This window comes from Yoonia sp. GPGPB17 (assembly GCF_037892195.1).
Classification (GTDB): Bacteria; Pseudomonadota; Alphaproteobacteria; order Rhodobacterales; family Rhodobacteraceae; genus Yoonia.
Genome location: NZ_JATACI010000002.1, coordinates 110,261 through 134,159 on the forward strand (window position 1 = coordinate 110,261; position 23,899 = coordinate 134,159).

Genomic DNA, 23,899 nt, shown 5'->3' on the forward strand with positions numbered 1-23,899 from the left:
CCATCGGATGATAAGCCGTATCGCGCTGTGTCTTTTGGTGACGAGTACGGCCGCAAATGCCGTCTGCGGACCAGAGCATGAGACATTTATCGCCTGTCAGATTGCGGATCGTGATGTCACCCTTGAGGTGTGTTTTGACGCCGACACCGCCAGCTACAGCTATGGGCCGATGGGTGCGCCCGAGCTTACCTTGCAAGAACCTGTGGCCACGTTGGACTATCTGCCATGGCCCGGGGCCGGGAGCGCGATTTGGGAAGAGGTCACTTTCTATAGTGGGCCATACAGTTACACGGTGCTAGGTGGTTTTGAACGTCCTTTCAGTGAAAAGGCGATGCAGAAACCCGTCAGGCGTTTTGGCGGTGTTACCGTGCAAGAGGGTGAGACCACTGTGACGGCGTTGACGTGTGCGCCCAAGACGGTGGAATTCGCTTGGGGGGAAGGCCTCTGGCAAGCTAAAGAGAACCTTGGACTGACTTGGAATTATCAGGAACGGCGCTGGTTTGCTCTGCCTGATTGAGGCGATTTAGCCACGTTAGGCCCCCTTTATCTAGGGCAGCAATTTGCCCACTACCCAAAACTTGTGCGGACTCCTATAGTGCCTGTGGATAAGTGGGGCAGGGCCACAAGCAATAGACCCCAGCAGGAACAATGAGGACTGAACATGCGTTGCCCATTTTGCGGAAATGTTGACACACAGGTAAAAGACAGCCGCCCGGCAGAAGACCATGTGGCGATCCGCCGTCGCCGTTTTTGTCCCGCCTGCGGGGGCCGTTTCACGACTTATGAACGTGTGCAGTTGCGTGACTTGGTGGTAATCAAAACCAATGGGCGCCGCGAAGATTTTGACAGGCCCAAACTGGAACGCTCGATCCGTATTGCATTGCAGAAGCGCCCGGTGGAACCTGAGCGGATTGACCAGATGATCAGCGGCATTGTCCGCCGCTTGGAAAGCATGGGCGAGACGGACATTCCGTCCGGCACCATTGGCGAGATTGTGATGGAAAGCCTGGCGCGCATTGATACTGTTGCTTATGTGCGTTTTGCGAGTGTTTACAAGAACTTCCAGGCTGCAGATGATTTCGACAAATTTGTCAGCGAACTCCGACCCGATGGTAAAGACGAAGACGACGCGTGACCCCTCAAACTGATGCTCGTTTTATGGCGCTGGCCCTTATGCTGGGACGGCGCGGCAGGGGGCGTGTTTGGCCCAACCCGGCCGTGGGCTGCGTGATCGTCAAGGACGGTCAGATCGTAGGGCGCGGTTGGACCGCTGACGGTGGCCGTCCCCATGCGGAGGTGATTGCACTGGCGCAGGCAGGCACTGCGGCCAACGGGGCAACGGTTTATGTAACGCTCGAACCCTGCGCCCATCATGGCAAAACGCCACCTTGCTCGGATGCGCTGATAGCGGCCAAGGTTGCCCGCGTTGTCATTGCGGCGGATGATCCTGATGAACGTGTCAACGGGCGCGGTATTGCCATGCTGCGCAATGCAGGCGTGCAGGTCGATTGCGGTGTGGGGAACGCAGAAGCTGTGCGCGATCATGCGGGCTTTCTATCGCGTATCACCCAACGACGACCCTTTGTGACCCTGAAACTGGCAGGCACGTTGGACGGACGTATTGCGACAGCGACTGGCGAAAGCCAGTGGATCACGGGGCCAGCTGCCCGCCGCATGGTCCATATGATGCGAGCGACTCATGATGCCGTCATGGTTGGGGCGGGAACGGTACGTGCCGACGACCCATCGTTGACCGTGCGTGGTCTGGGCATTGTTCAGCAACCTGTCCGCGTTGTCGTCTCGCGCGCAATGAAGATCCCCGCAACCAACCAATTGGCCAAAACTGCATCAGATACCCCGGTTTGGCTTTGCCACGGTACGGGAGCCGACGTCGCTGACTGGACCGCTATGGGGGCCATCAGCCTGCCGTGTGCAATAGTTGCAAAACAGGTAGACCCCCAAGCTGTGATGACTACTTTGGCCGACCAAGGGATTACGCGGGTCTTTTGCGAGGGCGGCGGCATGCTCGCGGCCTCTTTGTTGAACGCCGGGCTGGTGGATCAGCTTGTCGTGTTCTCTGCCGGTGCTGCCATTGGGGCTGAAGGCACGCCGATGCTATCGGCAATGGGTGTTGATAAACTGGCCGATGCGGCGCAGTTTGCCCTTGAAAGTGTTAGACCAGTTGGCAGCGATATCTGCCATATCTGGACCAAGTCATGTAGTTAGTCACCGCCACAGAAATGCGTAGCTGGCAAAGACCCCCTGAAGTTTGGCAAGACTGCGATTAAAAATCCCTGCTTTGGGCAAGTCATTGTTTTCAATGCGATCCACAATCACTTCCACCGGGCACGGTAGGCCGGTGACAGGATCGCGGTAACGTGGGTAGGCGATCAAGGTCGCGTGTACCAGCGCAATGAGATCCACCCGTGCCTGCCTGCGATCAATCGGCATTGCCCGATCGTCGGTCAGCCCCCAACCGGCATAAAAGGGCGTCCCTAAGCAAGTTACCTTCTTGCCGCGCAACAGAGCCTCAAACCCTAGCAGAGATGTCATGGTCCAAACCTCATCAACGGCCTCAATTGCATCGATAGGGTCCGCCTTGGACAGGACCACATCGGCCAGTTCCTTGGCGTTTGGGACCGCGCCGGGACGCAACCCGGCTTCGACATCAGGGTGTGGCTTGTAGATGATGACGGCTGCCGGGTTGGCCTTGCGTGTGATTTCCAGCAGCGTCAGATTGTCGGCAACTTCCGATGTCCCGAGCTTGATTGATGCGTCATCCTCGACCTGTCCGGGCACAAGGATACGGCGGCCCTTGGGCAGTGTGGGCAGCGGTTTGGCCTTCAGATTGTATTTCGACAACCGCGCCTCAACAATGCGCTCAATCAAGGCGCCAAGCGCGCAGTCGCGCACTTTCGTTCAGCTTGTCAGAGGCGTTGATCAGGTTTTCCAGCAGGCTGGCGCGGGTTGCATCGTAGTAGATACCGGTGTCGTCCAAAACAAGACTTAGGGGGGCGACCAGGTTTGCCCCCAAGCCACGCGAGCGCAAGAATCCGTCTTCCACCAATATCGTATCATCCGCAGGTGCGGTGGCCCATCGCATCAAACGCAAGCCTTTCTTTGCGGCACGCGCTTTGGCCTTTGCATCAGTTGCAAAGGACACTGGCTTTGGCTTGCCAAAGAACGCCTGCAACGGTTTGCGCTTCCACATACGCATATCGGCGGCTACCCAGCCTGCATAGTCATCGCGCCATGCGTTGGCAGCTACCGTTAGGGTGGCGGCGGCCTCTTCATAGCTACACAGCCGGTCGTGAAACGGATCGTACCACGTTGGATAAAGGATCATCGCGCCCGCAAATAGCTGCGCACGCGTCAAACCGCGCTGGCGCCGTTGTACCGGCGTCCGATCATCGGTCAATCCCCAGCCGGTATAAAATGGCTGTCCGAAAACCACAGGCCGATGCCCCGCCATGACGGCCTCAAAACCCAATTGTGAACTGACGGTGTAAACGGCGATTGCACCCTCCAACAGATCCCAGGGCGAGACATTGTGATCGGCAAATGAAATCTGCGTGCTGGCATCCTTCGGGGTAAAGTACCCGCTACGATGGCCAGCCACCGTTTCGGGATGCGATTTGATGACAATCTGTGCGCCGGGGTATTCGGTTTGGGCATAGAATAGCATCTCTCGGAATGTGTTGCTGTCGGCGCCACAGGCTCTGACCGATGCATCATTTCGGGTCTGATCCACCACCAGAACGTACCCCGGTTCCGGTGCGGGCAGGGCAGGGTCAAAACGGTTGTATTTTGAGATATGGTCGGACTTCAGCGCAGCAATTCCGGCCCGCGCCCGATCCAAAAGCGCGGTATCGTCAAGGGGGTCTTCGGACAGGATGATCTCAAGGTCAGACCGCGTGTTGGGGTCATAATGCGCCCCGTTGCGATCAATGTTCAGCCCTATAGGCGGGTGCGCATCGCGCCCTAACCCGACCGAGCGCAGGAAACTGTCTTCAATCCGCACCAGGGGGCTGTTCTTGATTTCGGCAATGGCCTCACCTCTTGGCGATGTCGGGCTATGTCCCCAGACGCCCACCAGATCACCCTGACCAGGTGCGCCAAGCTTGATGTCATAGCCCGCAAGTTCGACAATGCGTCGGACGCGGCCCTTGGTTAGCAGGCCGCCGTTATAGACATAGAGGTTTTGGCGCGGATCTTGGATCATCTCGCGCAAACTATTGCAGGGCGGTGCTGTGCACAACGCGCAATGGCGCAGCCTTGTCGGATTGCCTTGTCAGCAAGGCATCGTAAGGGTCGGCATCGTCCAGCATCTTATCGACCAGTTCGCGCAGCAACTGCTGACGGCCAGAGGCGGAATAAAAGCCACCGGGCACCTGGCTGGTCTCCAAAAGAAACTGACGGTATTCGCGATAAGCCTGTGCATCAGGGCGTTGCGGCGCGGCAAAAAAATCAGTCAGGGGCTGATCGGAAACAAACTCGGGCTTGGAAAACACAGCACTGCCAAAGGCCTTCAGCGGAATACCCCGCCAAAGCGCCTGCTGCCCAGAGGTTGAGTTGACCGTTACCGCAGATCGCGCTGCATCCAGAATATGTGCCAACTTGCCACCGCGCAGATAGTGCGTGCGCGCAGCAACGCCGTGTTGCGCCGCTGTCTGCCGGATCATCTGGCGCAAGGGCGACTGTCCACTCTCAAGTGGATGGGCCTTGAATACAAGGTGATGGTGCGCTGGTGCACCGGTTGCAAAACCCGCAATCACCTGCGCGATGAAAGCTTCCATGTTTTCAAAGGATGAATGCGCCTGAAAGCTGGCGTCATGTTCCAATTGCAGCAAGGCGATATGATACGGATAGCCGCCTGCTTTGATCCGCCTTGTGGCCCAAAACCTGTGCACAGCCAGAAACGGCATCAACAGCAAGCGTTTGGTGTAGAGCATCGCTTCGCGATGAACGGGCAATGCACGATGGGGTTTGAAACCGGGATAACGCCTGTTTCGGAACATAACAAACCAGTGGTAGGCGGCCCCGTAAAAGATATGCTGGCGCATATCGCCCCAATGGGACGGTGGTGTTGGCATATCAATGTCAGAATGGGCCAACCGGTCGCGCATATCCGCCACGGAGAAATCCATAAGACGCGAATGCCCGTTGCTGCCACCCCGTTCATAGGTGATCCAATAGGGCCGCATGTAACCCTCTTCAAACACGTGAACACGTAAACCGAGTGCTTTGGCCTGCCGTACGGCCTCGGCGTGGGCCGGGCGGGTGTCGCCATAAAGCACAATGTCGGTAATCGCATGCTCTTTGATGATCGCGCTGAGTGTCTTTGGCCATTTGGTCATGTCACCTTGGAACGGAATATACCCCGGTGTGCGCCCCCAGAACGCTGCATCCCCGGCATTGAACCCTACACGCCATACCTGCGCATCGGCTTTTCGCAGCATCTGACCCAACTGGCGAAAGAAGGGGCCATGCGGACCTTGCAGGAAAAGATAGGTTTTGTGTTGTGGCATCAGCGCAATTTTGAACAAACAGATGCATCTTACTGCCTTGAAAGAGAGGTTCTGGCAAGCCTGTGGCTTGTGGGTGTGCAGATGAAACGCTAGGTCAAAGCAAACGATGAAGGGAGACTGCGGGCATGTTCACAGGAATTGTCACCGATATTGGCACCGTGCTGGAACTGGAACAGCGTGGCGATTTGCGCGCACGGATCGGGACTGGGTACGATATCGCTGGGATCGATATTGGGGCGTCTATTGCCTGCAATGGCGTATGCCTGACGGTGATCGCGTTGGGGCAAGAACCACAAAACTGGTTTGATGTCGAAATTTCAGCCGAGACTGTGGGCGCGACTAACGTGGGCGATTGGACCGTCGATGGAAGACTCAATCTGGAGCGCGCCCTGAAAGTAGGCGACGAACTGGGCGGGCATATTGTTTCCGGCCATGTGGATGGCGTGGCCGAGGTTGTGGGCATGCAAGACGAAGGCGACAGCACGCGTGTCACTTTCCGCGCACCAAAGGACCTGGCGCGATTTATTGCACCAAAGGGATCGGTGGCCCTGAATGGCACGTCTCTGACCGTGAATGAGGTGGATGGTGTGGATTTCGGGATCAACTTTATCCCGCATACCAAGATCGCGACGACATGGGGCGACACGGCGGTCGGTGACCGGATCAATCTCGAGATTGATACGATGGCTCGCTATGTCGCGCGTTTGCGCGATTACGGCTGATGAAACCGCTGGTCCTTGCGTCCATCGAGGACGCGACGGGGGACCGCTGCGTTGATATTATGCGCCTGACAGATGGGCAGTTCGCCTATCGTGAATGCTTAAGCGCGACCCCGAAGATGCGCATGGTTGGCGCTACCTGTCTGAGGCACCGCCAACACCGTTTGACACCGAAGCCGCCGCGCGCGAGGCTGCGTTACGGGATGTGAAATGGATGACGGAATGACAGCGGGTATTGGACATAACTCTGGTCGGGTTGACGCGCCGGGGCAAAGCTGGCGCAAGCATGTCTGGACTAAGGCACGTAAAGAACTGATGCCGACGCTGCCGTTGGAAGTGGTCCGCTTGCGGGTCCGGCGGGCGGCGGAACTGGGGTTGCCATATAAGACCTATGCCGGGATCAGGGCCAGTTCCGGCCATGATTTGATCGGGTTCCTGTTCTCCAACAATGCGTTGCAGGTGCTGCGCGAGGGGCAGGCGATGCCATCTGACAGGGCAGCAAAACTGAGCGCATTGGTGCGAACAGAATGCGCGGGCGTCGCACATCTGCCAGTCACGCCAACGCATCTGGGCAGCCTGCCGGGTTTGAGCGCTGCGCATGCGGCACCTGCTTTCAATGCCAGCTGGGCCGAAATGCGGAATCAGATGCGGGCAATCATCAACGCAAAGGGCCATCCCGCGGATCGCATTGTTATTGTTGGTGACACCGCGTTTGAACGTGAGTGGGCAGAGGCGGCGCGCGCGGCAGGTTATTTGCAGGCGGATCGGTTCTTTCAAAGGTAAGGTGGATCAGGATCCACCTTACGGCAGACCACCCTTAGTTACTTTCCAAAACCCCGGCGCTGGGCTATCTGCCTTTGCAACACGCCTGCGGAGACACCTATGAACAGCGCATTTGAAACCCCCGGCCCGGTCGAACGCGATTGGACGGACGCGATCAGCAAGATCGAGGACATCATTGACGATGCCCGGAATGGCAAGATGTTCATTCTGGTCGATCATGAAGATCGCGAAAACGAGGGTGATCTGGTCATCCCGGCGCAAATGGCGACGCCGGATGCAATCAACTTCATGGCCAAGCATGGGCGCGGGCTGATCTGCCTGACATTGCCAGGTGAGCGGATTGATGCGCTGGGCCTGCCGCTGATGGCCTCACACAACTCATCCCGCCACGAGACGGCCTTTACAGTGAGCATCGAAGCGCGCGAAGGCGTGAGTACTGGTATCTCGGCCCATGACCGTGCACGTACTGTGGCGACCGCAATTGACGCCTCAAAGGGTGCAGTTGATATTGCAACGCCGGGCCATGTCTTTCCGCTGCGCGCCCGCGAAGGTGGTGTGCTTGTCCGCGCCGGGCATACAGAAGCGGCCGTTGATATCTCGCGCCTGGCCGGTTTGAACCCGTCCGGTGTGATCTGTGAGATCATGAAGGAAGATGGTGAGATGGCGCGCCTGCCGGACCTCATCGCTTTCGCCCAATTGCACAACCTTAAGATTGGCACCATCAGCGATTTGATCGCCTACCGTCGCCGCCACGACAATCTGGTGCGCGTGCGCGAAGCCAGCACGATTCAATCCGAATTCGGTGGCGAGTGGGAGCTGCGAATCTATACGGATGAAACCCAAGGGGCCGAACACATCGCGTTGATCAAGGGTGACATTGCAACGCCAGAGCCCGTTTTGGTTCGCATGCACGCGATGGACCCGATGCTGGATGTTGTGGGTGTCGGCCCGAAAGGACGACGTGATGAGTTTGGCGATGCGATGAAACTGATCGCAGATGAAGGGCGCGGCGTTCTTGTACTTTTGCGTGATCTGCATATGAAACTGGACCCAAGCGAAGAAGCGTCGCCACAGACCCTTCGCCAATACGGGTTGGGCGCACAGATTCTGAGTTCTCTGGGCCTGCACGAAATTGAACTGCTGACAAATTCGCCGCAGCCCAAGGTCGTGGGGCTGGATGCCTATGGCTTGGAGATCACCGGGACACGCAAGATTTCGGAGATTGGATAATGGCTGGCGCATCACATTACATTATGCCTTTGCCGGAATTCGATAAGCCGGTCAAAATATTGATCGTCGCCTCGCCCTACTACAAAGATATCTCGGACAATCAGATCGCCGGTGCCAAGGCTGAAATCGAAAAGGCAGGCGCCACCTGGGAAATCGTTGAAGTGCCCGGTGCACTGGAGATCCCGACTGCCATCGGCATTGCTGAGCGGATGAGTAATTTTGACGGCTACGTGGCGCTTGGCTGCGTCATCCGTGGCGAAACAACGCATTATGACACCGTCTGCAATGACAGCAGCCGGGCGATCCAACTGCTCGGTCTGCAAGGTCTTTGCATCGGCAACGGTATCCTGACAGTCGAGAACCGCACGCAAGCCGAAGTCCGCGCTGACCCCGCTGAAATGAATAAAGGTGGCGGGGCTGCGGCGGCGGCCTTGCACCTGATCGCGCTCGCTCGTAAGTGGGGCAAAGCTGAGAAGACCGTGGGGTTCACCCGTGAGATTCTGATGGTAAGCGATACCGACAGTAAGACCTCAACATGACCCTTTCGAACAACCAAAAGCGCAAGATGAAATCGGCGGCGCGGCTTTACACCGTGCAGGCGCTCTTTCAGATGGAGGCGACGGCCCAGACCGTTGATCAGGTCACGCGTGAGTTCGAAGATCACCGCTTGGGTGCGGTTTATGAGGAAGGCGAGATGACCGAAGGCGATGTGGACACATTCCGCGCGCTGATGGAAAAGGCAGTCGATGAGCAGGCCGCGATCGACCAGATGACCGACCGGGCGCTTGTCGCCAAATGGCCGATAGCGCGGATTGACCCCACATGGCGGGCCTTGTTCCGTGCTGCAGGGGCCGAACTGACGCTCAAGAGTACGCCGCCCAAGGTTGTGATCAGCGAATTCGTTGGCGTGGCCGAGGCATTTTCGGCGGATGGCAAAGAACCCAAGTTCGTGAATGCCGTTCTGGATCATATGGCGCGCGAAGCGCAGCCAGAGGCCTTTTCCAAGTAGATGTGATTTGCCATTCGTTCGGGCAACGCTATCCTCAAAAACAAGGAGGATCGCCCATGCGCCCCGAAAATGAACCCGATCTGATGCGTCTCTATCTACGTCATTGCGCGATTGGCTTTGTGCTGTCTGCAGTTTTTGTAGCCCTCATTCTGTGGCGTGACGTAGCCGGTTTGGGGTCACTTATTGCGGGTTCCGACATTGGGGTGTTGGCTGTTTTCTTGCTATGGTTCTTTCACGGCACCATCTTTGGCAGTGTGCAGTTCGCAATCGTGGTCATGGCGCAAGCAAAAGATGACGATGATGACGATGACGACTTTCGGGGACCGCTTATCCCCGTTCATGCGCATGCACAAAGGCAGTCGGATCGGACATAGCATCGACTCCGAAGGTTTGCCGGGGTCACGGCGCCCAGATCTGTCGGATAACACTAGAAAAGCCGCAATATAAACCAGAGTTATACGCGTCTATGCCTTTGGTTTGGTGACTTTACCGGCTCATTCCGTCCACTGTCCAATTGTGCGCGGCCGACCGGCTATGCACTTCGTTCTACTTGATATGGACATTGGCAGGATGACGACAAGGTTCGAACCTATCGACGCAGAAAGCCTCATGCAGAAGGCGACAAATCTCAACCGCAATGATCAACATCATCGGTTTGATGAGCCTCGGGCCATCGCGCCGTTTCCGACGCGAAGGCGCCATGACACCTCCTGTGGTGACGGGGAACACAAGAGTGCGGGATTGGTACTGACGCTTCACAATGCGTTAAACGCGATGAAGATTCTCTAAGGCTGCATCTGATGATATAGCATGGGTTGTGACCCAGCGGCCCGCTTCACCTCTAGCTCAAACAGCTGTGACTCAGGACCACGGTGTTTGCGCCTTCAGCAAAAACTGCGGTTTGTGTTTCGCCCCCGATCGTCATCTGAACGATAGCGCCATCCAGTTCTGATCCCGCAACACGAATTTGTCCCAGACTGCTGTTGGTCAGGACGTCATCCAGATCAGCGGAAATGACGATGTCATCACCTGCACGCAAATCGCTGATTTGAAAGGAGAGCTGTTGATCGCCATCGACAACAGGTTGGGCCGTTACGATACCGCTCTGCACTTCAACGGGTTGAAAGATCTCGACCCCGGCACCGGCTGAGGTCACATCAAATATGAGGCCACCGGCTGATCCATCCAGGTCAATCAGAACGTCAACATCTTGCAAGGGGCAGGTATCACTTGAGATGACAAAGCGATCCTTCGGCGCGCTTTCGACAAAGCGCACCGTGATATCGGCCAAGGCAGGCGAGGCGAGCAACGCCAGCAAGGCTGCGGAAGGTATGATGCTTTTCATCTTGCACAGTTAGTGCTGTGCACCGGCTGGTCAATTTCGCAGGAAAAGGTGACGGGGACCACGGCAACCGTAGAGGTAGCTAATCCTGAGGACCTGTAAGTACAGGTGGGCGCCAGGTAATCAGACCAGGGTCAAAACAGAGCCAGCCCCCGAGGATTTGCGTAAGGCCGCTGGATTTGTACCTGTGGTATACGTGAGGCGCAGAACCCGTCGCCCAACTACGTAGGCGGGCATGTGGCGAAGGGCAAGGCTTTCGGTTCTTTATTCGTCGATGTCGCCACGGATCAACCAACCCTTGGCGCCGACCATCTCGGCGGGGGCGTAGCCAAGCAGCAGGCGCTCAGCAAGGCCGACAAACACCAGAGCCATGGAAACTTCGAAAAACGTGATATTCGTTAACAGTGACATTGGCAGCATTCCCTTGTTGCTTGCCTTAATGTCTACGTAACAAAGCCGCCGAAAACGTGACGCAGTGGTGACCTTTGCCCAAGTAACACAACGTAAAACGTCCAGATTGTGTCACAAAGCCGTCTCTATTCGATGAACCGAATGTGGCAAGCATTTCGTAACCTATTGTTTTGAAAAACTTAAATATGGGCGAGGTTACCAATTGCGCATTTCTTTGCAAGATTGTTTCAGTGACTCGATCTTCGCTCCATCAACCCTACGGGGCGTGCAGCGATTCCCGCATCCGCGCCAAATGATCATCCCAGCCCTTATCCAATGCCAAGGTAAGATCAAACCCTGCCTCACCTTCTGGCAGCCCTTCATGGCGCAATGACAGGCGCGTGCCCCCGGGCACCTCATCCAATGTCCAGGTTACAGTACTGACCGCATCGCCCATTGGACCGATCGTGAAAGTGTATGACAGGTGGTCATGTGGCGTGGACGTCAGAACCTTGCCCCACATTAGTTTGTTACCACTTTCTGTGCCAAACATTTCATAGTTATCGCCTTCGGCCAAAGCCTTGCTGGGTTTGTGAAACCAAAGCGCCAGTTTGTCAGGATCAGTCAGGTAGGCCCAGACATCTGATTTTGCTGCTTTGAGGTAAATGGATTTTTGAAGTGTCATTTTGTGTCCTTTTCAATAGCTGATTTCAGGGCGCTCAAGCGGTCATCCCAGAAGGCGTCAAAGAAGGTCAGCCAATCGCGCAAAGGGGCCATCCCACTGGGGTTTAAGGTGTTGATCCTTTCGCGCCCTTGCGCACGTACGGTGATCAGCCCGCCATCCGACAGAACAGTCAGGTGTTTCTTCACGGCTGCCCGCGTCATGTCGAAGTTGTCGGCGACCTCCGCGATGGTCATGTCCTTGTGGCGGAGCATCAAAAGAATGTCGCGCCGCGTCGGATCAGCGAGCGCGCGGAAGGTTGGTTGTGTCTCCATGATCAGGCCCCTCATAAGTGATACCTTTTGGTTTCATATTGATGCAATACCAGATGGTATCATGTCAATTTGTTTTTCTTCTTGAGTTTTGTTCACCTATTGTTCAGGGTATTGTGCATGCCAGATGATCACGACACACCCAGCCTTATGCCTGGCCAATTGCTTGCCCGTGGCGTGTCGCGCGCCTTGCGCAGCCTTGACTTTGTCAGCGTCGAGGAACTGGTGCCAACTTCGGGCTTGCGCGTTGATGTGATGGGTTTGGGCCCCCAAGGGAGAGGTCTGGATCGTCGAATGCAAATCAAGCCGCGCCGATTTTCAGTCCGATCATAAGTGGCAAGGTTATCTGGAATGGTGCGACCGATTTTTCTGGGCCGTCGACAGCGATTTCCCGACCGAGTTGTTACCGGATGACACCGGGCTGATCCTCGCCGATGCCTACGATGCCGAGATCATCCGCATGGGGCCTGAAGCGAAACTGGCGGGTGCGCGGCGCAAGGTCATGGTACAGAAGTTTGCACGCCACGCGGCGGTACGCGCGCAAGCGGCGCGTGATCCTGATTTTGTTGTTGAAAGAATCTATTGAATGTCAAGGGTCTGGTTTCAGCCCTTAGCAGACGTTGCCTAACGCGATCAGATCGACGTTATGAGGACATATCCTGCGCTGTGTACCACAAGCCATTGCCTAGGCAATCTCTGCAATCCACGCCGCGATCCGACCTGGGCTTTGGTAGAGTGCCATCTGCCCCTGATCCCCAATCTCATGCAGGGTGATACGGGGGGTCTCGGCGCATAGTGTGCGCAGAGAGGCAATATCCTGCACTGTGTTTTCTGTCCCATGGATGAAGGTCACCGGTATCGCAGATGCCACCTGCGCCAAGGTCGCGCTCCAATCCTGTCCCCACGTCGCGACATCGCTGACGATCTGGTCGGCATCTTCAAAGCAGTAGGCTAGGTTGCTGCGCAGTGTCTCGCGCAGGTTCGGGTCAGCTAGCGCGTTGGCGTCAGCTGGGCTGTCGCGCACAAAGAAATCGATGATCAGGTCTTCACCTATCCGGCCAGAGCGAAAAAGATGCGCGGCACTGCGATACCCCAACCGCAGCGCTGCAGATGCGGAATGCGCTGCTAGAAACGACCGCCGGATCGACGGCGCTGCGGCCTCAAATGCGCGCAGATCACGGACCGGTGCCCCGGTGGAGATCAGCACCAAGCCAGCGATTTCATAACCCTGCGCGAGCAGTCGGCCAACGGCCTTTGCGGCCAAAATACCCCCTTCTCGATGGCCCACGATCACAGGGCGCCCCCGCAGGCCTCGCGTAAATCATCCAGCCAATCGGCGCAAAGCACGTCAGAACTGTCCCCACGCACCGGGTCGCTGCCGCCAAAGCCGGGGCGACAGGGCGCGATGACCTGCAGACCTGCAGATGCGAAGGCGTCGCGCACGGCGCTGTTTTCCTGCGGCCTTGAGGATGTGGTAAAGTACAGCACGCTGTGACCCGCACCGTATCGAATGGTGCGGAGCATGCCTGTATCGCGGGTGATATCGCGAACCACGAAACCCTCGCCCATGGTTGCGTCGACCTGTGGTGATGGCCGCGCTTCGGCGACTTGCCGCAGGATTGTCAAGAACTGCACCAATTCGGTCTGCCGCCGTGCTCCGGTCTTTTTCAACAGTACTTTGATATGGCTGCGAATGGTCGCCACGCTGCGGCCCAGATGGCCCGCTATCTCTTGCGCGGTGCGCCCTTCGAGCAGGCCGCGGGCGACGCGGGTTTCGGCGGCACTCAGGTTCAGGTTCTCGGACAGATCAGCAGCAAAGACAGGGGTCCAGTCAATCGATGACAACCGGACCACGGTTTCGGCCAGCGGATAGGCCGATTTCAGGTTCTGGCCCAAAGGTGTTTCGACAGCCAGAAAACTGCGCAGCGTGCCCGGGCCGGTCATCCGATAGGCGCGGCGTGCGGTTTCAGGCAGTGTGACAAAAGGTTTGGAGGATGTGGCGATCAGTGTGGCACAATCCACGCCTTCTTCATCGAGCAAGGCGCGTGTGCTGGCATTGTGCGACACAATGTTATGCGCCTTGTCCAGCAAGATCGCGGGCGAGGCCACCTGATCCAGCAGATCTTTTTCTTCCTGAGTGTTGTTGAGCCTCTCTGAGGCGAGCAGCGCCTCTTGAAAAACACTTGAAATCTCGCGATAGGCCAGTCCTTCATCGCGCAGAATGCTGTCGCTCCACGCGTCCCAGGCTGCCAGAAGATCGCCGAAACGTTCTGGCTTGATCGCCACGCCATAGGCGCTCGCGACCAGTTTCAGCGTCGCATGTTCCTCGGTTTCTACGTCACGATCTTCCACCCGACCAGATTATCCCAAAGTGGCGGTGCAGCTAGCAGAAAGCTGTTTTTGCACCGCTTTGCCTGCGTTAGCGGGTAGGCTGTGTCCCAGAATCCCCAATATTGATGATTGAGCGGTGGAGGGCTGATAGGAGACATTAACCACATAATAGCGGTGAACTAGGGCAGCGGTGCAGCCACCCGCGCGCCTGAAAAGATATTCAGAAAGTAAGCATTTATGGTGAAAGTTTCTTCAGGTGGCCGTCTTTTTGGGCCCAGCGGTTTTGAGGAATTCAGTGCCGGTATGGCAATTGGTGATTTCAACGGCGATGGCGTTAATGACCTTGCCGTCACTTATGTGCTGGACGGCGCGTCGCGTGAAAGCAGTGCGGCGGTTGTGCGCGTTCTGTTGGGTGGTAGCGGGGCTTTTGACGGAGATGCCCAGGCGGCTGACCTTGGCGGTGTCACCATCACCACCAGCGGCCAGATTGATGCCGGTGTCGGCATCGACCAACCCGGAGAGCTTTCATTTGCCGACGTGGATGGCGATGGGTTGGACGACCTGTTGATCGGCGCACCCCGCGCCATTCTGGGACCCAGCGAAAGAGGTGCGGGATATGTCGCCCTTGGCGTCGGTGCGGCGGATAGCCTGACATATGGTCTGGTCGATCTGACCAATGAGGTGACTGGATTTTCGGTTGTCACCAATGAAACTGGTTTGGCGGGTTTTGGCTTTCAGGCCCTGGGTGATGTGGATGGAGATGACCAGCTGGATCTGCTGATCACCACGCCCTACGCGACCGCGCAAAACAGCACCAGTTTTGCCGGGTTGGGCTTTGTCTATGAGCACGAAACAACCACAAACCTTGACGTCAGCGATGCGCTTGACCCTGCAAGCGGGTTGTCGGCAAGTGTGCTGACGCCGCAAACGCGGGTTTTTCTGGGCGAGGAGGTTGCTGCTGTCGGTGATGTGAATGGTGATGGGCTGGATGATTTCATCCTGTCTGGACGCGGTGACAATGGGGCAGCCACTTCCGGTTTTGCCCGGGGCGCTGCCTATCTGATCTATGGCAATGCAGGCGGTCTGGCTGAGACCATTGATGTTGAAAATCTTGATGGCACGCTGGGGACAGAGATTGTCTCCTCCATTTCGCTGACATTGGGCATGCGCATCACGGCGGCGGGTGACGTCAACGGTGATGGTTTGGACGATTTTATTATTGGTGACTTGCCGCCCGGTGGCACTGATATATTTGCCTATATCGTCTACGGCACTGATGGTGGATTTGGTGCGCTGTTTGATTTGACGACACAGGCCAGCGGGCGGGTGACCCAGATTGGCGGTGCGAGGGTCGCCAGCCTGCAAACCGGTTTCGATATGGCATCTGCGGGTGACGTCAATGGAGATGGTTTTGATGATGTCATCATCAGCCGTGCTGATGCGGGGCCGAACCGGGCGGGAGATGCGATACTGCTTTTTGGAAATGCTGACGGGCGGGGTGATGTTGTTGATTATGACAACCTGTCGGCCGGGGCGGGATACCGTTTCAACGGGATCGACTTCTTTGAAAATGCGGGTTTCAGCGTCGCGGGCGGCGGCGACCTCAATGGCGACGGGGTGGATGATCTGGTGATCGGCGCGCGCTTTGCCCAGAACCCGGCGGATGACAACGCCGACACCAACCTGACCGGTGGTGCCTATGTCATCTATGGCGGGGCAGAGCGGCTGGCAGCACTTGATGCGATTTCGGGCGCAGATGGCGTGATCGCGCTGGCCGATGTGGGGGCCGAGGTCGATATCGAGATAACGACCCCGAATGATCCCCCCGTGGGCGTGCCCACCGATCTGGGTACATTCGCCGAAGACGGCGGTTTACAGAGTTTTGATCTGACCGATTATGTCACCGACCCTGAAGGCGACCCGCTGACCATTGCGGTTATCGGCGACTTGCCGGAAGGGATCACCCGTGATGGCAACATGCTCCATCTGGATCCCAATGCCCTGGCCGATACTGCGATGCTGGGGACAGGGCAGGACGTCACGACCGGTATCTTGCTGACCGCAACCGATACCGCTGGCAACACCTCTGACCGCTTCGGTCTGAGCTTCACCGTTATCGGCGTCGATGATCCACTGATCGTACCGGACCTCTCGTTTGAAGTTTTGGAGGGTGAAACCGTCCTGATAGATGCATTTGCCGAAATCATGGACGCTGATGGTGCCATACCGCTGGGTTGGGGGCCGTTAGGCAGCCTGACCCCAATCACCGATCCAACCACCGATCCATTTGAACTCCCCGGTATTCTCGGCGTCGCCTCAGGTGGTGTGTTTGGTTATATTGCGGCTGATCCGTCAACGCTGCCCCCGGGCACCATAGGGATCATTGCCTCCGACGATTTTGGCCCACTTGCTGAAGGCGATCGCGCATCGTTGGCTTCAGTTATTTTGGGGGCCAGCCTGGGGCTTTTGAGGCCGGTGATGTGACGATCACCATCACCGGCATCAATGACTCGCCGGATGTAATAGACGTGGCGCTTGGAACGATTGCCGAGGATGCAGGTGTGCAATCGGTGCGGCTGGCCGATTTTACCAGTGACAGTGATGGTGACGCGATCCAGTTCAATCTGTTGGATACATTGCCGACTGGCGTGACCTGGGACGGCGAATTCTTGCGCTTTGATCCCGATGCGATTGCTGACACGGCAGGCCTATCGACGAATGAGACACAAAGCATCACACTGGACGCCACCGCCACCGATGATGCGGGCAATACCTCTGACCCATTTTCGGTTGGTATCACGATTTCCGGTATCGATGATCCGGCGATTGTGCCGGACAGATCGTTTGAGGTGCTGGAAGGCGAAACCGTGCTGATGAATCTTTTCGGCACGATCACCGATATCGACGATGATGCCATTGGTCTGGGTTGGGGGCCGCTAGGCAGTACCGTACCAACGTTGGACCCGTTTGAATTGTCCGGTGTCCTGGGAGTCGGCGGCGGTGATCTTGCCTATGCAGCGATTGATCCCTCGACACTCGGCCCCAACCCGATTGGTGTTATCGGCTCTGACAGTTTTGACCCTTTGGCCGAAAATGAAACGCGCACAGTCAGCTTTACCTATTTCGGTGGCCAGCCGGGCAGCCCGGTGGCGGGTGATGTGACCATCACGATCACGGGTGTGAATGACGCGCCCGACATTGCCGATACCGCGTTGGGCACCTTTGCCGAGGATGCAGGCGTGCAGAGCATCCGTTTGAGTGATCTGGCTAATGATCTGGATGGGGATGCGATCCAGATCAACCTGCTTGATGCCCTGCCTACCGGCGTCAGCTGGGATGGTGACATTCTGCGGATCGATCCCGACACTTTTGCCGATGCCGCCGGTCTGGGTAATGGCGCGGAAGAAACCATAACACTGCGTGCCACCGCGTCTGATGATCTGGGCAACACTTCAGACGTTGCTGATCTGGGCTTTACGGTCACAGGCATTGATGATCCGGCGGTCGTACCTGATCAGAGCTTCGCGGTGTTCGAGGGCGAGACTGTCTTCATGGATCTGTTTGCTGGCATCGTAGATGTTGATGACCCGGCCGGTGGTCTGGGCTGGGGGCCGCTGGGCACCACCAGCCCTTCGCTTGATCCGTTTACCTTGTCGGGTGTGCTGGGCGTGGCTGGTGGGGCATTCGGCTATCTTGCGGCTGATCCCTCGACACTTGGCCCCAACCCGATTGGTGTTATAGCCTCTGACGATTTTGGGCCCTTGGCCGAAGGGGCGGCGCGCATTGTCAGCTTTACCTATTTTGGTGGTCAGCCGGGGGCCTTTGCGTCGGGTGATGTGACTATCACCGTGACCGGTGTGAACGATGCGCCGGATATCGCGGATATTGTGTTGGGCAGCTTCTCTGAAGATGCAGGTGTGCAGCGCATTGCGCTGGCTGATTTCGCAAACGATCTGGACGGCGATGCCATTCAGATCAACCTGTTGGATGCCTTGCCCACCGGTGTGACCTGGGATGGCGATGTCCTTCAGATTGACCCTGATGCCTTTGCTGATGACGCGGGTCTGAGCGCGGGAGAGGAAGAGACCGTCACGCTCACCCTCACTGCGTCGGATGCTGTCGGCAATACGTCTGAAACCGTTTCGCTGGACTTTACCGTGACCGGCATTGATGACCCGCTGATCGTTCCCGACCTGACTTTTGAGGTGCTCGAGGGCGACACGGTCTTGATGGACCTGTTCGCGGCCATCACCGATGTCGATGATGATGCAGTCGGGTTGGGTTGGGGGCCACTTGGCAGCGTGACCCCGTCTTTGGATCCCTTGACGCTGACCGGTGTCCTGGGGCTCACCGGTGGTGTCTTTGGTTATGCGGCGGTTGACCCATCAACACTCGGCCCCAACCCGATTGGCGTGATCGCATCGGACAGTTTCGGCCCGCTGGCTGAGGATGAAACACGCATTGTCAGCTTTACGTATTTCGGCGGTCAACCGGGTGATTTTGCGGCAGGCGATGTGACCATCACCGTGACCGGTGTGAACGACGCGCCGGTCTTTACCTCTGCGGCGACGGTCTCGGTTATGGAGGGGATGACCACGTTGATCGATGTGAATGCGATCGACGATGCAGCGGTAGAGCTGGACGGTCTGACCTATGCGTTAGAGAGCGGCGGTGACAGTGCGCTGTTTTCCATTGATGCGGCCACCGGGCAGCTATCTTTTGCCGCACCGCCCGATTTCGAGGCGCCGGGCGATGGGAATACCGACAACATCTACACGGTGAATGTCGTGGCCTCTGATGGATCGCTGAGCACGACCCAAACCCTGATCGTCAGCGTCGAGCCTGACCTGACGCCGGTCACACTGACCGTCGTACCAGGTGTCACCACCCTGACCGGCAATGGTGGTGCGGATATTCTGCTGGGCGCCATTGGGGCCAATACGCTGAATGGGGCTGGTGGCAATGATACGGTTGGTGCCCCTGCCGGGCAGAATGTGATCGTTGGCAGTGCTGGTGATGATTTGCTGCAAGGCGGGATCAATGATGACGTGTTGTTGGGCGGTGCTAAGCAACGATGTGATCAGCGGCGATCTTGGTAGTTTCTTGTTTGGCTCTGACACGATCACCGGCGGTGCGGGCGACGATATCATGATGGGCGGGGCCGGGGCGGATGTCTTTGTTTTTGCTCAAAACGATGGGCAGGACGTGATTGGCGCGCTGGCCATCAACCATGCCACTCCGGGGATTTCCACAGTGACCGGCGCGGATTTTGAGAGTGGCGTCGATCAGCTCGACGTGTCGGTCCTTGGTTATGCGTCGGCGGCCGATGCCTTTGCCCTTGTCAGTGATGTGGGGGGCGTTGCCACCTTCAGCGATCAGGGGACCGAGATCACCTTTGCCGGACTGACCCGTGTCGATCTTGACCAGAACGATTTCATCATTGCCTAAGGAGGTACGAATGCGCGCGTTGAAGATTGCAGTATTGCCCGTCTTGTTCATGCTGACTGCTTGCGGCGGCGGCAATAGTGGCCTGCCAGACGTTGATCAGACTTTTGCCGGGGCGACCGCCGCTGTGCCGGTCAGCGCATCGGTATTGAACGCGGCCACCGCGAGCGTATCGTCCCAGACGGGTACGCTGGACGATGCTGCACTGACATTCGCCTTTGCAGGGCTTTTGGGCGCGATCAATCCCGACCGCACGCAGATCATCCTGACAAATGGTGGGCAGGTGACGCTGGACCCGGCGGGCGATGGCTATGCCACGCGGTTCAGCTCTGCCCCGCAAGGCGGGCCTGCGACGAGGGGTATCATCGGGATCGCGGCGACGGATGTGCCGATCGATGGGACGGCGACCTATACCGGAGATACAAGGATTAATGCTGTTGTGGGAACGGACCTCTATGATCTGACGGGCAATGCCGAGGTCGCGATTGATTTTGCGGGCGGCAGGGTGACCACGACGCTGGATGCGCTATCGGGCACGGTGCTCAACCCCGTCACCGGGAGTAGCGCGGTGCTGGATGCGGGCACACTCACCATTGCTGACGCGATGATTTCGAACAGTGGCTTTTCCGGCGGTGTCACAACAGCAACGGGCGCGCCATTAGCCCTATCGGAGGACGCAACGACAGCGCTGAATGGTCAGTTCTTTGGACCCCAAGCAAATGAGGCCGGTGGCACCTTTGCTATTATTGACACCGAAAAGATCATCTACGGGGATTTTCTAGCGGATTGATCCCGCCGCTGTTCAATAGTGCTTGGCGAGTGCGGCATGGAGTCCAAAGGCACAAACGATGATCAGACTGAGCGCCCAGACCAGATCAAGGCCAGGCGTCGTCGGTGGCGACACCCATCGACGACCGCTGGCAGGAACCGGTTTGTTGGAAGACAAAAGTCAGCATTGGGCCACCTTGGACTTGATTGCATTCAAAACTTTGCAGTTTTGCTATGTCCGCTTACGGCGCATCGCCGTCATTGGGATGGTCGGATGCCGCACTGAGTCGAAAGGTAGATAGGTCCACAAAGCGGAGTTACGACGTTTAATATGACAGCATACCTACCGCGTCTTAACGGCCCGCGCAGCTAACGCCGCTGCCTTGATCTCTTCCGCAATCTCATCCGCTTCCTCAGGATCAAAATCCATTGGGATCTCGATCCCGTCCGCTTCGATGAATATCCGCACCATGCCCAGATCGGTTGGTCCGATTTGCATGTTCGCCTCGATGTCGCGTTCGTTGTTGATACCCATGTCAGTCCCTTTGATCTGATGGAACGTGTCCTACCGTGTGCCGGGCTTGATTGGCAAGGGCGGGGCGGGCAAAGATGCGGTATGGATTTTGCCTTGCGCCCCTTTGATGCTGACGATGTCGACTGGCTGGTGGCCGAACATGCCACCCATTATGCACAGGTCGAAGGTTTCGATGATAGTTTCGGCCCTTTGGTGCACGGCATTGTCACGGACTTCCTGAAAGCTCATGACGCAAGCTGCGAGGCGGGGTGGATTGCGCATCTAGGCGATCAGCGCTTGGGCAGTATCTTCTGCGTGCGCAAGGATGACAGCACAGCCAAGCTGCGGCTGTTCTATGTGGTCGACGAGGCACGGGGCACAGGCGTCGCGCAGGCGCTTTTGGATCAATGCCTGGACTTTGCCCGCGCCGCTGGCTATGCTGGGCTAACCCTCTGGACCCATGAAAGTCATGCTGCGGCGGGTCGTATCTACGCCCGCAATGGCCTGACCCGCACCCGCGCCGAACCGGTGCATTCCTTTGGCGTCGATCTGGTGGAAGAGACGTGGGAGATTGCGTTTTAGGGGACTTGCAATCGTGAACTCATCCCGCTAGATCAGCCCTGTTGCCGCCTTAGCTCAGTTGGTTAGAGCACTGGTTTGTGGAACCAGGGGTCCCCCGTTCGAGCCGGGGAGGCGGTACCATCCCTCCCATGCAGTACCGGAGACGATCATGGGTGAGACGCTCATTACATTTGAAATCGGACCAAACCCGCCACCACGGTTGGATAAGGCATTGGGCCGCGATGTGCCGGAAGACGCGTCGCTCAGTCGGTCGCGTCTGGCCAAGTTGATTGCCGAGGGCGCTGTCAAAGTGGACGGGGTTGTTGTGACGGACCCGCGCCAGCGCATTGCCGAAGGGGTTATGGTGGCGGTAACAGTCGCCGTTGCCGAGGAAAGCCACATTGGTGGCGAAGATATTCCGTTGGATGTGGTGTTCGAGGATGACGATCTGATTGTTGTGAATAAACCCGCTGGCATGGTGGTGCATCCGGCACCCGGCACGCCGGGGGGGACCCTTGTAAACGCATTAATCCATCATTGCGGTGAGACGCTATCCGGTGTTGGCGGCATGAAACGCCCCGGTATCGTGCACCGCATTGACAAGGAAACGACCGGCTTGCTGGTCGCGGCAAAATCTGATCGGGCGCATCATCATCTGGCCGATCAGTTTGCCGCTCATACGGTTGAACGTCGCTATCTGGCTATTTGCTATGGCCTGCCGGATCAGAGTGATCCGCGTTTGCGCGGCATCAAGGGAACGTCTTTTGAGCCCGGCAACATCCTCAAGATCCAGACCTTCCTTGGTCGACACCGCACGGACCGCCAACGTCAGGCGGTGTCATTTACCGCTGGACGCCATGCCGTGACGCGATCGCGCATTGTCGAGGGGCTGGGGACACCGCCCTGTGCCGCCTTAATCGAATGTTGGCTGGAAACGGGGCGGACCCACCAGATTCGCGTCCATATGGCCCATTGCGGACATGCACTGATTGGTGACCCGGTTTACGGTGGACGGCGCAAACTGTCACCCAAGGTGATTGGGGACGTGGGCGTTGCTGCCGTTGCTGCCTTCCCGCGTCAAGCGCTGCATGCGGCCACCTTGGGCTTTGAACACCCGGTTTCGGGCGAATTCTTGCAGTTTGAGGCGGAAATCCCCCAGGATATGCGCGATCTTTTGCGCGCACTTGGCAGTCAGGGCTGAAATATTCAATCCCATGTGCGTGAGCGCACGGAAATGTGCCTCGTATTACTAAACCGATTAGTTCATATAGAGTTTACGGAAATTCGGTAGGGCACCTCTTGAAACGCGGTGTGAGCGCTACCATATCCATGTTAAGCCTTTAAACATAGGAGGGCAAAGACAGTGAGCAATTATAAGAATCTTCCCGCACCAACCCCAGAGGGTGGTCTGAACCGTTATATGCAGGAGATCCGCAAATTTCCCATGCTGGAACCCGAGCAGGAATATATGCTCGCCAAGCGTTGGGTCGATCACGAAGACACGGATGCCGCACATCAGATGGTCACATCGCACCTGCGATTGGCGGCCAAAATCGCTATGGGCTATCGCGGCTATGGTTTGCCACAGGCCGAGGTGATTTCCGAAGCCAACGTTGGTCTGATGCAGGCGGTGAAACGCTTTGACCCTGAAAAGGGTTTCCGTCTGGCGACCTATGCGATGTGGTGGATCCGTGCCTCGATCCAGGAATACATCCTGCGGTCGTGGTCACTGGTCAAGCTGGGCACGACATCTGCGCAGAAGAAGCTGTTCTTTAACCTGCGCAAAGCTAAAAACCGCATCGGCGCGTTGGAGGACGGTGACATGCGTCCCGAGAACGTGCAGCGGATTGCCAATGATCTTGGCGTTACCGAAGACGAGGTCATTTCGATGAACCGCCGCCTGTCGGGTGGTGATGCCTCGCTCAATGCGACGGTCAGCGCCGATGGCGAAGGTGCGGCGCAATGGCAGGATTGGCTAGAGGATGAAAGCGCTGATACCGCCGGTGACTATGAAGCCTCTGATGAACTTGATGCCCGCCGAGAGCTTCTGGCCGAAGCAATGGGTGTGCTGAATGACCGTGAAAAGGACATTCTGATGCAGCGCCGTTTGTCGGAAGAAACGGTAACGCTTGAAGACTTGAGTGGTCAGTATGACGTCAGCCGCGAGCGTATTCGCCAGATCGAGGTCCGTGCGTTTGAAAAACTGCAAAGTAAGATGCAAGAGCTTGCACGCCAAAAGGGTATGTTGGCCGACGCTTAAAGCACAGGACATCAAGAGAATTAAAC

The 23,899-nt window shown here is 57.2% G+C and carries 25 protein-coding genes, 1 tRNA gene and 2 pseudogenes; 19 read left to right on the top strand and 9 right to left on the bottom strand.

Annotated features, from left to right (window positions below):
• The first annotated feature begins 7 nt into the window (after positions 1 to 7).
• From QTO30_RS00855 to ribD, 3 genes are all read left to right on the top strand, one after another.
• Positions 8 to 517, top strand: a complete 510-nt coding sequence (locus tag QTO30_RS00855) for a hypothetical protein (protein ID WP_340421856.1) — start codon at positions 8 to 10, stop codon at positions 515 to 517.
• Between the two features lie 144 nt (positions 518 to 661).
• Positions 662 to 1,135, top strand: a complete 474-nt coding sequence (nrdR, locus tag QTO30_RS00860) for a transcriptional regulator NrdR (RefSeq protein WP_340421858.1) — start codon at positions 662 to 664, stop codon at positions 1,133 to 1,135.
• Positions 1,132 to 2,226 carry a bifunctional diaminohydroxyphosphoribosylaminopyrimidine deaminase/5-amino-6-(5-phosphoribosylamino)uracil reductase RibD gene (gene ribD, locus QTO30_RS00865; RefSeq protein WP_340421859.1) on the top strand — a complete coding sequence of 365 codons (1,095 nt, stop codon included), beginning with the start codon at positions 1,132 to 1,134 and terminating at the stop codon, positions 2,224 to 2,226. Before nrdR ends, ribD begins: the two co-directional genes overlap by 4 nt.
• Here ribD and QTO30_RS00870 read toward each other — a convergent pair.
• A pseudogene (locus tag QTO30_RS00870) lies at positions 2,227 to 4,222 on the bottom strand (capsular polysaccharide biosynthesis protein). It lies immediately after the preceding gene.
• 10 nt (positions 4,223 to 4,232) lie between these two features.
• Positions 4,233 to 5,528, bottom strand: coding sequence for a capsule biosynthesis protein (locus QTO30_RS00875; RefSeq protein WP_340421860.1), 1,296 nt, complete (start codon positions 5,526 to 5,528; stop codon positions 4,233 to 4,235).
• 125 nt (positions 5,529 to 5,653) lie between these two features.
• On the opposite strand from QTO30_RS00875, the gene QTO30_RS00880 reads away from it, so the two are divergent.
• From QTO30_RS00880 to QTO30_RS00910, 7 genes are all read left to right on the top strand, one after another.
• Positions 5,654 to 6,250, top strand: coding sequence for a riboflavin synthase (locus QTO30_RS00880; RefSeq protein WP_340421862.1), 597 nt, complete (start codon positions 5,654 to 5,656; stop codon positions 6,248 to 6,250).
• 94 nt (positions 6,251 to 6,344) lie between these two features.
• On the top strand, positions 6,345 to 6,473 hold the full coding sequence (locus QTO30_RS00885) for a hypothetical protein (RefSeq protein ID WP_340421863.1): 129 nt from the start codon (positions 6,345 to 6,347) through the stop codon (positions 6,471 to 6,473).
• Positions 6,470 to 7,030, top strand: a complete 561-nt coding sequence (locus QTO30_RS00890) for a hypothetical protein (protein WP_340421864.1) — start codon at positions 6,470 to 6,472, stop codon at positions 7,028 to 7,030. The genes QTO30_RS00885 and QTO30_RS00890 overlap by 4 nt, the downstream gene beginning before the upstream one ends.
• 99 nt (positions 7,031 to 7,129) lie before the next feature.
• Complete coding sequence (ribB, locus tag QTO30_RS00895) at positions 7,130 to 8,260, top strand: 3,4-dihydroxy-2-butanone-4-phosphate synthase (RefSeq protein ID WP_340421865.1); 1,131 nt, start codon at positions 7,130 to 7,132, stop codon at positions 8,258 to 8,260.
• On the top strand, positions 8,260 to 8,799 hold the full coding sequence (locus tag QTO30_RS00900; RefSeq protein WP_340421866.1) for a 6,7-dimethyl-8-ribityllumazine synthase: 540 nt from the start codon (positions 8,260 to 8,262) through the stop codon (positions 8,797 to 8,799). Before ribB ends, QTO30_RS00900 begins: the two co-directional genes overlap by 1 nt.
• On the top strand, positions 8,796 to 9,269 hold the full coding sequence (nusB, locus tag QTO30_RS00905) for a transcription antitermination factor NusB (RefSeq protein WP_340421867.1): 474 nt from the start codon (positions 8,796 to 8,798) through the stop codon (positions 9,267 to 9,269). The genes QTO30_RS00900 and nusB overlap by 4 nt, the downstream gene beginning before the upstream one ends.
• A 56-nt stretch (positions 9,270 to 9,325) precedes the next feature.
• On the top strand, positions 9,326 to 9,643 hold the full coding sequence (locus QTO30_RS00910; protein WP_340421868.1) for a hypothetical protein: 318 nt from the start codon (positions 9,326 to 9,328) through the stop codon (positions 9,641 to 9,643).
• Positions 9,644 to 10,110: 467 nt separating this feature from the next.
• On the opposite strand, the gene QTO30_RS00915 is transcribed toward QTO30_RS00910, so the two are convergent.
• The 4 genes from QTO30_RS00915 to QTO30_RS00930 form a co-directional block, all read right to left on the bottom strand.
• Complete coding sequence (locus QTO30_RS00915; protein WP_340421869.1) at positions 10,111 to 10,614, bottom strand: aggregation factor core; 504 nt, start codon at positions 10,612 to 10,614, stop codon at positions 10,111 to 10,113.
• Positions 10,615 to 10,875: 261 nt separating this feature from the next.
• Entirely contained in the window at positions 10,876 to 11,022 is a 147-nt protein-coding gene (locus tag QTO30_RS00920) for a hypothetical protein (protein ID WP_340421870.1), read from the bottom strand.
• 256 nt (positions 11,023 to 11,278) lie between these two features.
• Positions 11,279 to 11,686 (bottom strand): SRPBCC family protein, encoded by a 408-nt coding sequence (locus QTO30_RS00925; RefSeq protein WP_340421872.1) that lies wholly within the window; start codon positions 11,684 to 11,686, stop codon positions 11,279 to 11,281.
• Positions 11,683 to 11,997: an ArsR/SmtB family transcription factor gene (locus QTO30_RS00930; protein WP_340421874.1), complete on the bottom strand. Its 315-nt coding sequence runs from the start codon at positions 11,995 to 11,997 to the stop codon at positions 11,683 to 11,685. Before QTO30_RS00930 ends, QTO30_RS00925 begins: the two co-directional genes overlap by 4 nt.
• Positions 11,998 to 12,114: 117 nt before the next feature.
• On the opposite strand from QTO30_RS00930, the pseudogene QTO30_RS00935 reads away from it, so the two are divergent.
• A pseudogene (locus QTO30_RS00935) lies at positions 12,115 to 12,580 on the top strand (MmcB family DNA repair protein).
• A gap of 99 nt (positions 12,581 to 12,679) precedes the next feature.
• Here QTO30_RS00935 and QTO30_RS00940 read toward each other — a convergent pair.
• Both QTO30_RS00940 and QTO30_RS00945 read right to left on the bottom strand, forming a co-directional pair.
• A complete protein-coding gene (locus tag QTO30_RS00940; RefSeq protein ID WP_340421876.1) occupies positions 12,680 to 13,258 on the bottom strand; it encodes an alpha/beta fold hydrolase in 579 nt (192 codons plus the stop codon).
• Positions 13,259 to 13,284: 26 nt separating this feature from the next.
• The gene (locus QTO30_RS00945; RefSeq protein ID WP_340421878.1) at positions 13,285 to 14,346 is read right to left on the bottom strand and encodes a helix-turn-helix transcriptional regulator; all 1,062 of its coding nucleotides are present in this window, start codon (positions 14,344 to 14,346) and stop codon (positions 13,285 to 13,287) included.
• 216 nt (positions 14,347 to 14,562) lie between these two features.
• Here QTO30_RS00945 and QTO30_RS00950 point away from each other — a divergent pair, with 216 nt between their 5' ends.
• The 4 genes from QTO30_RS00950 to QTO30_RS00965 are packed head-to-tail and all read left to right on the top strand — an operon-like array spanning position 14,563 to position 20,560.
• A complete protein-coding gene (locus QTO30_RS00950; RefSeq protein WP_340421880.1) occupies positions 14,563 to 16,809 on the top strand; it encodes a hypothetical protein in 2,247 nt (748 codons plus the stop codon).
• Positions 16,806 to 19,424 carry a cadherin domain-containing protein gene (locus tag QTO30_RS00955; RefSeq protein WP_340421882.1) on the top strand — a complete coding sequence of 873 codons (2,619 nt, stop codon included), beginning with the start codon at positions 16,806 to 16,808 and terminating at the stop codon, positions 19,422 to 19,424. Before QTO30_RS00950 ends, QTO30_RS00955 begins: the two co-directional genes overlap by 4 nt.
• Entirely contained in the window at positions 19,366 to 19,773 is a 408-nt protein-coding gene (locus tag QTO30_RS00960; protein ID WP_340421884.1) for a hypothetical protein, read from the top strand. The genes QTO30_RS00955 and QTO30_RS00960 overlap by 59 nt, the downstream gene beginning before the upstream one ends.
• A 10-nt stretch (positions 19,774 to 19,783) precedes the next feature.
• On the top strand, positions 19,784 to 20,560 hold the full coding sequence (locus tag QTO30_RS00965; RefSeq protein WP_340421885.1) for a transferrin-binding protein-like solute binding protein: 777 nt from the start codon (positions 19,784 to 19,786) through the stop codon (positions 20,558 to 20,560).
• 321 nt (positions 20,561 to 20,881) lie between these two features.
• Here the strand turns inward: QTO30_RS00965 and QTO30_RS00970 are convergent, their stop codons facing one another.
• Positions 20,882 to 21,073 carry a DUF6324 family protein gene (locus tag QTO30_RS00970; RefSeq protein WP_340421887.1) on the bottom strand — a complete coding sequence of 64 codons (192 nt, stop codon included), beginning with the start codon at positions 21,071 to 21,073 and terminating at the stop codon, positions 20,882 to 20,884.
• A gap of 81 nt (positions 21,074 to 21,154) precedes the next feature.
• Between QTO30_RS00970 and QTO30_RS00975 the strand changes: the two genes are divergently transcribed.
• From QTO30_RS00975 to rpoH, 4 genes are all read left to right on the top strand, one after another.
• Positions 21,155 to 21,634 carry a GNAT family N-acetyltransferase gene (locus tag QTO30_RS00975; RefSeq protein ID WP_340421889.1) on the top strand — a complete coding sequence of 160 codons (480 nt, stop codon included), beginning with the start codon at positions 21,155 to 21,157 and terminating at the stop codon, positions 21,632 to 21,634.
• Positions 21,635 to 21,677: 43 nt separating this feature from the next.
• A tRNA-His gene (locus QTO30_RS00980) sits at positions 21,678 to 21,754 on the top strand.
• 28 nt (positions 21,755 to 21,782) lie between these two features.
• The gene (locus tag QTO30_RS00985; protein ID WP_340421891.1) at positions 21,783 to 22,814 is read left to right on the top strand and encodes an RluA family pseudouridine synthase; all 1,032 of its coding nucleotides are present in this window, start codon (positions 21,783 to 21,785) and stop codon (positions 22,812 to 22,814) included.
• Between the two features lie 162 nt (positions 22,815 to 22,976).
• On the top strand, positions 22,977 to 23,873 hold the full coding sequence (rpoH, locus tag QTO30_RS00990) for an RNA polymerase sigma factor RpoH (RefSeq protein WP_340421893.1): 897 nt from the start codon (positions 22,977 to 22,979) through the stop codon (positions 23,871 to 23,873).
• Positions 23,874 to 23,899 lie beyond the last annotated feature (26 nt).